Below are 13,226 nucleotides of genomic sequence, written 5' to 3'. Positions count from 1 at the left end.
TTATCTTTCATAAAAAGCTTCCATTTCCTCCACATCCCGCCCGATTTGAGCAAGGATGCTTTTCCAATGCGACAACTCCTCCGGCGAAGCTTTGGAACCTTGAATGCTTTGCTCCCATTCCGACCACAGGCCGCGGAACGTTTCGGCGGTTTGTGCCTTCCGTAATGCGATTTCTTGTTCGTAATGCTCCCGGAAGTTCGTCTCCATCCCCTCAACGATCTTCTTCAACTTGGCAAGCAGTGGATCTTCGAGCTTAGCCCGCAACTGCAAGCGGCCGCCTCCTTCAAAAAATGTTTTCGGATTTTTGAAGATGGGCCAATACGTCTCTGGTTCCAACGTTCCGCCGTCGAGCAAACCTTCGGGTATCGTCGGCGTATTCCAGCTCGTTTCGCCCTCCGTATAGCTAAGCGGCATTTCCAGCGCCGCCTCATGCCGACGGCACCAAGCTTCCGCTTCGCGGCGGAGCAACGCCTCTGCTTTTCGCTCCAGGCGCAGGGTCGTGGCAAGCAGTTCGCGCTCCAATTCACCCGAAATTTGATCCAACCAACCGCGCATGGCGACGGTAAAGTTACGTTTCAGCGGACCGTTGTGCTCCTGCAGCAGCGAAGGGTGGAAAAATTCGGCGAACAGCTCCAACGCCTGCAGCCGAACGCGCTGCACGACGTGGAACAGCAACTCGGAATTCTCCTGGGCCCACTCCCTGCCGATATCGACCTGAACAAACTCGGCGACCGCCTGTTCGAAGGCATCTCGGCGTCCACGTAAGGCGGTGAGCCGCTGCTCTGCATTTTCTGCGTTGTGCCCGGCGGCTTCCGTCCATTTGAATAACCGTTCGTGCATCTGCTTCACCATTGCAGCAGCGGAAGATACGGCCAGATTCCCCAGATCCTGTTCCAGAAAAGCGGAGAACCGCTGTCGGAAGAGGGTGAAGCCCGGGTCGTTCGCAACGTTCCCCTGAACTGCGGCCATGGCTCGCATACTGGATACGGCAAACACGTTAGGTTGCTGGATCCCTGCCGTGCGGAGACCCTCCCGTACATGCTCCACGACGGCGGTGAGTTCATCGTCCGAAGCCGCAAGATCGGCGGCGTTAACAACGAAGAACATTTTATCCAGGGCAAAGCTGCCTTTCATCCGTCCCAACTGGCTTAACAGCTGCTTGTCGGCTCGCGAAAACGCGTGATTGTAGTAGGTCACGAAGATAATCGCATCGGAGTCCTTCATATATTGGAAAGTCACTCCCGTATGACGGGCATGGATGGAATCCGCCCCTGGGGTGTCCACCAGCACGATTCCTTGTTCGGTTAATGAACAACTGTAGTAAAAGTCGATTTCGGCCACGAAGCAAGCCTTCTTCTCGTTTGCGGCGTAGCTGCGGAACATCTCCGCCTCCACGACCTCCACTTGGCCGAATCGTCCGGCTGACTCTGTCCATCCGGCGGCCGCAGCTTTCAGGAAGCTGTAGTGAGCGCGACCGGCCGCCGGAATGTCTTCAGGTTTCAAGCGCCGAACCGCCTCTAGCCAGGCCGTCTCCGACCAAGTTCCCAAACCTAGAGCTTGGAAGGAATAGGCCAGGTCTTCGCGGATCGCCTCGGCGCTCTTGAATTTGACAGCGGCCGTGTTATGGCGCTGGCCTCCAGCGGGCGCCATCACGCGGATGATCGCCGCGGTGGTCGGATGCGGCGATACGGGCAACACGGCTTCGCCTAGCAAAGCGCTGGCGAAGGACGATTTTCCGGCGCTGAACGCCCCGAACAGCGCCACCGTGAAGACGCCGCCGCGCAGTTCGGCGGCGCGCCGGGTCAGCTCCCGCACCCCGGTGCCGAAGGCCGGGTGGGGAGCCAGCCGCTCCGCCGCGGCCGTCAGGCGCGCGGCGGCGGCAAGCGCGCGCCCGCGCGCCGGGGCGGCCGTGGCCGCTGGCGCGGGCGCCGTTGCCGCCGGGGCACCGCCCCCGGCGGCTTGCGCCTGCGGCGGCGGAGCGGCGGCAGCGATGCTCGCCGCCACAGGCGCCGCAGGCGCTCCCGCGCCGCGGCCCGCAGCGCGCGGCGCGGCCACACCTGCCCTCACCTCCGGCAACAGGCCGGGGGTGAGGGGCACGGGCGCGCCCAGCAGCGCGGCACAGCGCGCCGCGCGCGCTGCGGCGGCCGCGTCCAGCTGCGCCAGGGCGCGGGCCGCGGGAAGGCGCGCCGCCAGCTCGGCGCGCCGGATGAGCGCCGCCGCAGCTTCGGCGGCGCGGCGCGGCGACGGCGCGGCGAGCAGCGCGTCGATGACGTCCACGGCCGCGCGGCGGTAGCGCGCGGCGATGCTGGCGCCAACCGCCGCGGCGTAGATCAGCGTCGACTCGCCGGACAACATCGCTCCGCCCGGAAGCGGCTCCGTGATCCACGCCTCTGCCGGTTTCGGCATCCGCTCGTCCAGCTGCTGCTCCCAGGCTTCGCCCCAGAGCTCCAGCTGCTGGCCGATCCCCCGCAGTTCCTGGCGCACATGCCAATCGAGCTGTGCTTCGACTTGCTCCCCAAGCGCCTGCAGAAATTCGCTTTGGCGCTTCAACTTCTCCGCTTCCGTCTTTCCGCCAGCGAACCAGCCCTTCGCTTTAAAGCCCGGCGCCTGGCCTTCCAAATAGCGACCCGCAAGCTCCCGCAACTGCGGTGTCATCAACTGTGCGGTATCCAGCAGGCTGCCGATACGTTGCAGCCACTCCTGTTTCCGCGGCTCCCAAGCTTTCTCCCCAGAAGGATCAACGATCTCGAGTCTACGCAGTTCTTCCCCCATTGCCGTTACGTCCGTTTCGCCGCCAGCCTCTTCTTCTAGCTGCTCACGCCGAGATTGCTCCGACTCAGCCACGCGCGCTAAATAACCTTCAACCGACTGAGCCGCCGAAGCGTAAGCCCCGTATTCCAGCAAACCGCCTCCCCGCTCAAACAAGGCGCGGATCGCTTCCTTCAACTGCGGCAGCATATTCCCGAGAGCATCTTCCCTCTTTAATGAAATATAGAAAATTCCCTTCGCCGCGATATTCCATGCCCGGAACGCCTGGCTGACCGATTGTTGATACTCCTCGAAGGGGAGCTCCTCTTCCCGATGCTTATCGATTTGATTCACGACCATGTATACCGGTTTACCGTAATCGCTTAGCGATTTGGCAAAGCTTAAATTGGTCTCCGAAGAAACGTGGTTATAATCCATCACATAGAACACTACATCCGCCAGGTGCAGAGCAGAATGCGTGGCCATCGCATGGCCGGCGTCATTGGAGTCGACTCCAGGCGTATCTAGCAACACACCGCCGTGAGGTGGTAGCTCAATCTGGTCCCAGAGCTCTACGCGAGAGTATTCTTCGCCGTTGCGGCAATACGCCGCTACCTCCTCCACCGGCACTTCTACCTTAGCTTTGGCCAAATCGGCCGGCGTCAATAGTGCACGCGGCTCCCCTTCCCGAATGAGTACCACATTGGCGCTGGTGGGAAGCGGGCTAGCCGGCATAACCACTTTTCCGCATAAAGCGTTAATTAAACTCGACTTCCCCGCCGAGAAATGGCCGCAAAACGCCGTGACCAGCTCCCTCCGGCCCAGCTTGTCGCCAACCTCTCGCAGTTCAGCCGCCGCGGTTAGGTCACCTTCCCCGTCCACCAAGTCTCGCAATCGATGCAGCCGCTCGCGCAATGATAGCTCCGTATCCGTCATCGTTCCATCCATCCTAGTTCCTCCGTTTTCCACGCTGCGAAATCAAGTTTCATTTTAATTATTCATATTTTAACATTTCCCTGTTCGCTTGGAAACGCTCGCTTGCGGATGTTCGTCCGCGTAACGCTTCATACCAAAAAACCGCCTCCCAAGGAGGCGGTTCCGTCTATACTACAGCATTAACTAATATAAGCCAGCCTCTCGATCCGCCAGCACCTGTCCGGTGAGCGACAAATCGTAATCCCCTAATGACGACAGTACCTCGTGCAGCTCGGTCGAACCCAGCGCTTCGCGGAGCTTGGCGATCCACTCGCGGTTCTCCGGCTTATTCAGCACAACAAGGTCGACGCGTTCAAGGGTCAGCGGAATGAAATCAAGTCCGGCGATCCGAGCCGGCCGTTCGCTGCCGACGCCAACGTCCGCCTGGCCAAGGGCAATCCGCCCCCCAAGCCCCATATGCGAAGATTCCTCCTGGGCGTAGCCGGTGACGGTCGCAGGAGCGATTCCATGCTTGCGCAGCTGTTCATCCAGCAATACCCGGGCTCCCGAACCCTTCTCCCGGTTAATCAGCTTAATCCCGGGCCGCGCTAAATCCTCCCAGGATTGGATCCTAAGCGGATTACCTTGCTTGACGTAAAAACCTGCCCGGCGCGTCGCAAAATTCAATACCAAATAAGGGAGGGAAATGAACAGCTTGCGGATATACGGCAAATTGTACTCCCCGGTGTCTCCATCGTACAGATGCGTGCTGACGATATCCGCCGTACCGTTATACATGGCCACTAAGCTGTCCATACTGCTGGCAAAGGAACGCAGCGGACGGTATGCGCGAACTTTAGATTCCAACGCTTTGGCCAGCAGGTCGAGCCCCGGATCCTGCCCGGTAATGACCAACGTCCTTGCCCCATCCCGCACTTCTCCGCCGTCGGCATCCGGTCGGGTCGGTACGGTATAGGGAACCTGAAATACCGGCATGGCGGTGGCAGCGGACGACCCGGCCCCGCTTCTGGCTTTGTGCTTATACGCCTCCAAGTCAGTGGAGTCCACTCGCATCTGTTTGCCGACCCGGTATGCGGGAAGCTCCCCTTTTTTGATCAAATCATATACGGTTAACTTAGATACCTTTAACAGCTTGGCGATTTCTTCGGCTGTATACGAGATCGGTTCAGTCATAACTTACTCCTCATCTGTTCCACCATCGTTCTTGCAACTAGACTCATCTTACCGGGGATTCCCCTTTTTTTCAATGAAAACTCCCCCATGGATCTATGCAGATCGTTATGTTTCGTATAATCTAGTTATAATTAGATATAACCGAGGAGGGAATACCTATGCACAAATGGATGAAGCTGCCCTTTTTGGCCGTACTCACCGTCCTTATCCTGCTCCTATCCGCCGGATGCGGCAGCAATTCGGCTTCGCCCAACAAGGCTCCTTCCGTCAGTGCCGAAGGTAGCAACGCGGCCAACAACTCACCAACATCGGTTGAGGACAAGTCCGAACCGGCTGAGCAGGTCGAACTGCTCGTCTCTGCCGCTGCCAGCTTAACCGAAAGCCTTGATGAACTCAAGAGTGTATACGAGGCCGAGCACAGCCATGTGAAGCTAACTTTTAACTACGCCGCCTCCGGAACGCTTCAACAGCAAATCGAACAAGGCGCCCCGGCTGATCTGTTCCTGTCCGCCGGGACCAAGCAGATGAATGCTTTGATCGAAAAAGGCCTAATGGATGACCGTCTAACAACCAACCTATTGACCAATGAACTTGTGCTGGTTATTCCTCAGGATGGCTCCGTACAAATTGAAAAAATGGAAGATCTAGCAAAACTCGGCGATATCGCCATCGGCACCCCTGAATCTGTTCCGGCCGGGAAATACGCGCAACAGACTCTTAATTACCATAAACTTTGGGATTCATTGCAATCCAAGCTAGTGTTGACCAAGGACGTCAAACAAGTCTTATCCTATGTGGAAACCGGCAACGTCGACGCCGGATTCGTTTACAAAACCGACGCTGCCCTTTCGGATAAGGTGAAGGTGGCGCTAAGCGCAGAAGCCGAAAGCCATGACCCGATTGAATATCCGATCGGTGTCCTCAAGGGCAGTGGTCATCCGGATGAAGCCAAAGCACTTTACGACTTCTTATTAAGCGACCCCGCCCGGCAAGTGTTTAGCACATACGGGTTTACCCCAGCGGAGTAATCGCCTATGAACGCAATAGGGATTCCGGAAACCTTCCTGGAGCCGGTTGGATTATCATTGCAAGTGTCTATAGCTGCCACGGTCATCGCCTTTTTGACTGGCCTTTTAATGGCATGGCGCATGTCCACCGCCGCCTTCTACGGGAAAACGCTGGTGGAAACCATCTTTCTTCTTCCGCTCGTCCTGCCGCCTAGCGTTGTCGGTTTTATATTGCTCGTGATGCTGGGCAAGAACAGCTGGATCGGGCAAGCCGCGGAATCTCTGTTGCACTTGAGCTTCGTGTTCCAGCCGCTCGGTGCAGTGATCGCTGCAGCCGTCGTCAGCTTTCCGCTAATTTATCAGTCGCTGAAGTCCGGCTTTCAAGCGGTGGATCAAGAACTGAAAGACGCCGCTCGTTCGCAGGGAGCCCGGGAATGGCAAGTGCTTGCCTATATTGTGCTGCCCCTCGCCTCCCGTTCACTGCAATCGGCGTTTATACTCGGGTTCGCCCGCGCGCTCGGCGAATTTGGAGCGACGATGATGATCGCCGGCAACATCCCCGGCCGGACCCAAACGATTCCAACGGCCATCTATTTTGCCGTTGATGCCGGGAATCTCCAACTGGCTTGGGCCCTTACGGGCTGCACCATCCTGTTGTCCTTCGGCCTGCTATGGATCTCCTCCCGCCTTAAAACCGAATAGACGAGCCAAGGCTCCTTGGTTGCAGAACGACAAAAATCCCCTGCGGTCTGGCGTGTTCATAACACGTCCTCCCGAGGGGATTTCTTATCTATTCTTCGTTTCGAGCAACTTCATCGCTCGATTTAACTAACGACATCCGCCGTTTCTGTTGGAAGCAAGATTTCAAAGACTTTGCCGTGCTGTAATATCGTGATGCCTCTGGTCTTATCCTTCATCACAACGACTTCCGGTTTAACGGACATCCGTTCCAAATAATGCTCAGGTACCTCGCCGGAATCGCTGACAACCAAGCCTTCAACCTCACGCTCGTCGTTTTCGCCTAGCTTCAAATCGATCACTTGCTCAAACACGTCCGAGAACTGTTCAAAGTTATCGGTATACACAGAAATGCATCTCATGGGGTCTCTCATCCTCACCTATGGGTTATCTTTTTTTGCCGCATTTTTCTTATTTTTTCTGTTTTGCGGCGTTTTCATACGTTTCTTGCCCTCCCGGCATACGTCAAGCAGCGGGCAGACTTCACATTTCGGGTTCTGCGCCTTGCAGTGGTACCTACCGAAGAAGATCAAGCGATGGTGGGTTAATGTCCATTCATCCCTCGGGACCCGCTTCATCAGTTTCTTCTCCACTTCAAGAACGGAGTCGTTCCATCCAGCCAAACCTAGTCGTTTACTGACACGCTCCACATGCGTATCTACGGCAATGGCCGGAACGTCAAAGGCGTTCGATACGACGACGTTTGCCGTTTTTCGCCCCACACCAGGAAGCTCAACCAATTGCTCATGTTCCCGCGGAACCTCACCGCCGTAACGCTCCAGCAAAATATGACACAGGTTTTGAATATGCTTGGCTTTACTGCGGAACAAGCCGATTTTCCGGATATCCTGTTCCAGCTCTTCTAACGGAACCGAAACATAATCCTCGGGCGTTTTATACTTTTGAAACAAATCGGCCGTGACTTTATTCACGGTTGCGTCGGTGCATTGCGCGGACAGGAGCACAGCAATCGTAAGTTCAAAGGCATTCTCGTGGTTCAACTCGCAACGCGCATCCGGAAACATGGCACCGATGGTGTCTAAAATATGGCGGACGTCAGCCGCGTTCATGTCTCCACTCCTTTCCTGGAGGCCCGGCTGGCAGCTCGGATTAATCCGCGAAAAAACCGCCTTGATCCGGGAAACATCCCGCATCAAGACGGTTGATCTCACGAAAAATGATTATTGTTTTTCGATTTCAACCAGCTTGTCTCCGTTGAAATACAAAACAATTTTATCATTATTCTGGAGGGATTGCACGGATATTGTCGTGTCGCCTTGGTGAATATAGGTGTCTGCCGTTACGGCAAAACGATAATTGTTGTCCGACGTACTGGATCGCAAGACGATAATTTCTTTGGCAACCCCATCATAACGGGAAAACTTGCGTTCCTGCGGGGTTAATACTTTGATCACGACCGCGCCATTCGTGTCCTTACGTACTTCAACATGATCGCTGGTCGTGAGCGAAGTTGTGCTCGTGCTGATCTCGGTACCCCGTTGAACTTTCACGCCGCTTGCCAGGGAGTAGGTCTCCATGTTGCCGGCAAAAGACTTCACCGTTAACGACGAACCATCGACGCTTTGAACCTTACCTAAGGTCAGCTTCACGACTTGCAGCGAGACAGCCGTTTGTCCATTAAACGTAACGTTGATCGTTTGTCCTACCTTCAGATCGCTGACTTTGATCGCTCCGCCGTTTTCGCCAAGCAATACGGCCTGATCGACATAGAACTCGCTAGTCACCCCGTTCGCCGTTGCCCGAATGCGGCTGTTCGCCGTATTTATCGAAGCGACTTCGAATTGAATAGAGCTCTTCACTGCTAAGGTTTGCAAGGCATCCTGGTTTGCCGTCAACATCGCGGTTACTGGGTCCCCAGCCTTGATATCGGCCAACGTTGCACTTGCTTTGCCATAAATGCTGATCGACGGCGTTGTTCCTTGATAAGGGATTTCCACGGTTTTTCCGTTGCCCAGCAAGATCGTGATCTTCTTCGTCGAAGTATTGGCCGAAACGTAAGTGCCCTCGTATTTGTACGTCACTTCCACGTTCACCACACGCGAACCAACGACCGTCAGATCGACTCTACGACCTTTGGACAGCAATGCTTCCAGACCGGACAAGGTTGGCGTTGTCGTGTTATAGGTGTATTTCGTTTTGTCATCGATTACGAATACATACGGTTTTTCCGCGGCATCCATCACAGTGAGCGCCTTCGTTTTCGCATCATAGTTGATGACGGAAGCGTTCGCCAGCTGTTCGGACTGCCGTCCGGTGACAACGATCTTCGTGACTTCGTCATCCGGGTTCAGGGTCATTTCGACTTTGTCCCCGCCTTTTGTGTCGGTAATGAGATCGTCCAGGCCCGCATCCGCGATCCCGTTAATTTGCACGGTAACGTTCTTCGCTAGCCGCTTAATTTCGTCGCGTCCTCCCGCATTCGTATAGCTGAGCAGCGTATCGCCTACGAGATCCAGCAAGGTACCGGTTACCGTACGTTCCGTTGCCTGGGTGACTTCAAGGGATGTCAAGACACTATCCTTCACCGTATAGGTCACGGATGCCCCTGAATTCACTTCGCCCATCGTATTGAGTCTTTGGTTTTGGTACAGCAAAATCGTATTGTTATCAAATTTATACGTCTCTTCCGCCCCATTGGCGGCTTTGATCGTTACGGTTTTCGCGGTCAGATCCACCTTCGACACCGTACCGCTGCTTGTCTTATCCACCAACGCCGATTTCACCTGAACGATCACCGGCTTCTTCTCTGCCGTGAACGTTTCACGCTGTACAACTACGGTGCTCTCAGACGTCAGGTCGCTTGCTTTGATGGCATTGCCGTTTTGGTCAAGGAAACTGGTATTTGCGTCATAGGTATAAGTCACCGAATCATTATTCACCAACAGAAGCAAACGGTTATTCGTTAGCACCCGAAGCAGAGTTCCTTCGACACTCTCCAACTGCTGGTTCGCATCCGTCACTTCCACATAAGCAGCCGAGCCCACTTTATCTACTACTAGCAATTTGGTGTACAGCTTCAAAGCACTTTGGGTCGTTCTCACTTCGGAATCCTTCGTAAAATAGACAGAACGGTTGTCCAGCGAAAAGCTTCTCATTTGACCGTTCGTATACAAAGTCAGCTTGCTGTCGGTCAGTTGGGTTACGATCCCCTCATAGACGTTAGCGTAACCCGGGTTCACGTATTCGCCGCCACGGCTGAAGAAGGTAGCGAGCTGAGCGCGGGTGACTTTGCCGAGCGGATCAAAACGGTTGCCTTCCACCCCTTTGGTCAGATTCAACTGAACCGCAACATTGACATAGCCGCGCGCGTTCGCGGAGATGCTCGATTGATCGGCGAAGCCGGTTGACATCGCAGCCGATGCTTTGGCTTCCGCATCTTTGCCCAGAGAACGTACCAGAATTTTGGCAATCCATTCCCGCGAGGCCTTCTTCTCGCCCCAGGATTCGCCTTCTTTCGTGACAGCAACCTCTTCATTTTTGTCAATCAATTTCTTGGATAGTGCCAGTTCCAAATAAGGTTTAAAATAATTGCCGACCTTAAGATCTGCAGGAGCGGTAGACCCGCTGCCCAACTGAGAATCCAGGTTCATGAACCGGACAGCCATCGTAATGGCTTCCTGTTGAGTTACGCTATCGCCTGGCCGGAATCTGCCGGCATCGCCGAGAAGAATGCCCTCAGACGCCAGTTTGTATATATGTTTCTCCGCCCAGAATCCGTTCTGTACGTCACTGAACAAAGATACAGCAGCGACGTTTTGCGAGGTGTTGACCGTTGTCGTTTCTTCGGCAAATGCCGCCGTAGTTCCGCCCAAACACATGGCCGTAACCAGCATGGCGGAAACTGCTCTTTGGGTACTGCGTGTAAACGTGCGTTTATAGGATGCCATCAAATTCTTCCTTTCTACAAAAAAGATCTCTCTACCCATTCGACGGCGGACAGGTGAGTTCCTCCCCGAATCCTTAATTTCTTGACAACGGATGCGTCAGTTCGACATGTCCCATCAACGTATCGACGGGAGTTCCATCCACCAGGACATCGATCGCCTGAACCTCATCGAATTGGAACAAGGTGTTTTTTAACGCATCGAGAGCCAGCGCCTCCCCGCCCGCACCAAGGCGCGCTTCATCGGGCAGCGCCAAGTCGACGGTTACGGTTCCGTCCTTGAAATCGGCGGAATGAAACTCGACTTTTCCCCACAGCGAGAACTGTTTGGTATCGCTCGGGGTTTGCAACGCCTTGAGGGCCTCCAAATATTTATCAGCTTCTGCCTGATAGGTGATTTCACGGCTTTCTTGGGTTAACTCCAGCATCTGATCATCAGTAAAATACGTTTCGATCTTTTCCGTGATCTGCTGTGGCTGGTTCGCCCCGCCTGCTCCTTGCGACGAATCTGTATTCTGCGGCGAAGCCGTGTTCGGAGCCTGTACGTTCTCCTGGTTTGTCTCAGCGTTTCCCGCTCCCGCGTTAGGAGCCGATTGCGGTTTTTGCCCACAGCCGCTGCTCAAGGCGAGCAGAAGAACCAAAACTCCCATGAGGTAACTTTTTCTGATCATGGTTACTTCCTCCTTCGCCCGGCGATCACTGAAGGCCGAGATATTCTTTGATGCCGTCCGCGATGCCTTGGGCGACTTTGCTGCGGTATTCGTCCGTTGCTAGCAACGCATCATCGTTTTTGTTACTTAAGTACCCGCATTCGAGCAGCACGGCCGGCATGGTGGTTTCCCGGGTCACATGCAAGCTTTGCGTACGGACCTTGCGATCGGCCAAACCGGAGGCTTGGACCAGATGCTTATGCATAACCTTAGCCAAATCCTGGCTTGCAGCCCGAGTATAATAGGTCTCTACGCCGCTGGCCGAGGCGGAACCCGAATTTGCGTGTACGGATATAAAAATGTCCGCACCTACGTTTTCGGCAATTTTTACCCGGTCCGGCAAGGTCGGATAAGTATCGCTTTCGCGCGTCAGCACCAAGTTGATGTTAGGATCGTTCTGCAGCAGCTTCTGCACTTTCAGAACCACGGCAAGGTTAAAGTCCTTCTCCTTCTTCTTCGTGACGCTGATCGCCCCTGGATCGCTTCCTCCATGACCGGCGTCCAGCACAACCGTCTTCTTCCCATCGCCGCCGGAGTTTCCTCCTTGGCTAGGATCCATATTCAAGTTAACGAAGATCAATCCGTCGTTATCGTTAACCAATTCATAATTTACCTTATGGTTCAAATCCAGTACGATTCGTACGGTCGATGGATTACTGCTAAACAGCGCGTATCTGACTTTGGAAACATCGGGATAATCCGTTACTTCAATGGCTCCACTTTTGTTAACGTCAAGAGGCGCTCCATTAGCCAATGTTTCAGCAAATTGCGTTTGCGGAAGATCGATCACTAACCGTTCCGGACCGCTCATTGTAAAAATGCTCGGCGTCACGTTCTTATCAACCGCAATCATCAGGCTATTGTTGCTGAACCCGATCCCCGTAACCTTCGCTAACTCGGCGGGATCGACCGGAGGCACAACCGTTCCCGGTTGCTGTCCGTCCGTTCCTGTACCGCTGTCGGTGCCAGATCCAGCATTTCCGGCATTTCCGCTTCCGCTCCCGGAGCTTGACGATGTTAAGTAAGCAGATTTAGCTGCGTTGTCCCAAGACACCTTCAGCCCCATCTGCTCTCCGACAAAACGCATCGGAACGAGCGTCGTGTCCTCGGCAAGCTTAGGTGCGATAGGCAGCTTAACTTCACTTCCATTGACGGAAGCGGTTGTTTTATTGACGTTGAGAATAAGCGTTGTACCCGATTGCTTTATGGTTACCGTGCTCGTCTTTTTCTCATAGTTGACGTCAAAACCCAGCTCCTCCGCGACGACACGAATTGGAATCATCACATTTCCATTCACATTTTGGACTTGTCCGTTTTCGGGTAAAGCGAGCGCTTTCCCATCCAGATAAATACTCGTACTGCCAGGCGCTGCTTGTCCTGTCTGCGCCATCACCATCAGCAGCATCCAGGCGAACACGAGCGCCGCCAAACCTTTTTTCTTCATCCGTCACCCCTACCATCCTAGAATTTTTGCCTCATGATGACCGATGAGTTTTCTTTATTGCGCTTCGACATCACCAGACGACATATTAGACGCCAAAAGCCATGGAAAGTTGCGAAAAAATGGCATTTTTCTGCTTAACATTTGCCAGAGCTTCCTACGAAAATCCTGACTTTCCTAAAAGCGGAAGTGGGCCTCGATCACACGCACAAAAGAACCCGACAGATCCTTGACTCTCGATCGATCGGGCTAATTTCGTCGGCTAACGGACTTCAGGGCCGTTATTTGCGATGAATTCGGTTAACTCATTATGTAACGGACTGAGATGACCTTATTAGCCGGATTCTAAACCGGATAGGTACAAAAAGGTCAAAATAGCGCCGTTGGAGTCCGTTACGTTGGGAAAACCTCGGGAAATGGCGGAATAACGGCCCTCCGGTCCGTTACAAACTCCCGCTGCGCGCTCTTTGATCATTATCCCGTTAACTCAGGTTCAACCGAGTTGACGGGATTATGCTCCTCTCCATACCGCCTGTAGCAGCCAGAGAGTGCCCCAACGCAAAAAAAGA

General features: G+C 54.4%; 9 protein-coding genes. 2 read left to right on the top strand and 7 right to left on the bottom strand.

Translation table 11 applies throughout. From position 1 onward, the window contains the following. The gene (locus KJS42_RS11250) at window positions 1-3,696 is read right to left on the bottom strand and encodes a dynamin family protein (RefSeq protein WP_193416049.1); all 3,696 of its coding nucleotides are present in this window, start codon (window positions 3,694-3,696) and stop codon (window positions 1-3) included. A gap of 171 nt (window positions 3,697-3,867) precedes the next feature. After that, the gene (locus tag KJS42_RS11245) at window positions 3,868-4,857 is read right to left on the bottom strand and encodes a helix-turn-helix transcriptional regulator (protein WP_213622875.1); all 990 of its coding nucleotides are present in this window, start codon (window positions 4,855-4,857) and stop codon (window positions 3,868-3,870) included. A gap of 158 nt (window positions 4,858-5,015) precedes the next feature. On the opposite strand from KJS42_RS11245, the gene modA reads away from it, so the two are divergent. Together modA and modB are read left to right on the top strand one after the other, a co-directional pair. Further along, window positions 5,016-5,885: a molybdate ABC transporter substrate-binding protein gene (gene modA / locus KJS42_RS11240; RefSeq protein WP_213622874.1), complete on the top strand. Its 870-nt coding sequence runs from the start codon at window positions 5,016-5,018 to the stop codon at window positions 5,883-5,885. Between the two features lie 6 nt (window positions 5,886-5,891). Beyond that, complete coding sequence (gene modB / locus KJS42_RS11235) at window positions 5,892-6,566, top strand: molybdate ABC transporter permease subunit (RefSeq protein WP_213622873.1); 675 nt, start codon at window positions 5,892-5,894, stop codon at window positions 6,564-6,566. A 122-nt stretch (window positions 6,567-6,688) separates the two neighbouring features. Here modB and KJS42_RS11230 read toward each other — a convergent pair whose 3' ends face one another. The 5 genes from KJS42_RS11230 to KJS42_RS11210 form a co-directional block, all read right to left on the bottom strand. Beyond that, window positions 6,689-6,964 carry an NAD/NADP transhydrogenase alpha subunit gene (locus KJS42_RS11230; protein WP_155605274.1) on the bottom strand — a complete coding sequence of 92 codons (276 nt, stop codon included), beginning with the start codon at window positions 6,962-6,964 and terminating at the stop codon, window positions 6,689-6,691. An 18-nt stretch (window positions 6,965-6,982) separates the two neighbouring features. After that, window positions 6,983-7,672, bottom strand: coding sequence for an endonuclease III (nth, locus tag KJS42_RS11225; RefSeq protein WP_155605275.1), 690 nt, complete (start codon window positions 7,670-7,672; stop codon window positions 6,983-6,985). Window positions 7,673-7,783: 111 nt separating this feature from the next. Beyond that, complete coding sequence (locus KJS42_RS11220; protein WP_244868448.1) at window positions 7,784-10,510, bottom strand: S-layer homology domain-containing protein; 2,727 nt, start codon at window positions 10,508-10,510, stop codon at window positions 7,784-7,786. 73 nt (window positions 10,511-10,583) lie between these two features. Then, window positions 10,584-11,177, bottom strand: a complete 594-nt coding sequence (locus tag KJS42_RS11215; RefSeq protein ID WP_213622871.1) for a GerMN domain-containing protein — start codon at window positions 11,175-11,177, stop codon at window positions 10,584-10,586. A 25-nt stretch (window positions 11,178-11,202) separates the two neighbouring features. Further along, complete coding sequence (locus KJS42_RS11210; RefSeq protein WP_193416043.1) at window positions 11,203-12,660, bottom strand: N-acetylmuramoyl-L-alanine amidase family protein; 1,458 nt, start codon at window positions 12,658-12,660, stop codon at window positions 11,203-11,205. Window positions 12,661-13,226: the final 566 nt, after the last annotated feature.

Origin of the sequence: Paenibacillus sp. J53TS2 (assembly GCF_018403305.1) — a bacterium.
GTDB lineage: Bacteria > Bacillota > Bacilli > Paenibacillales > Paenibacillaceae > Fontibacillus > Fontibacillus rhizolycopersici.
This window is presented reverse-complemented; position numbering and strand designations above follow the sequence as displayed.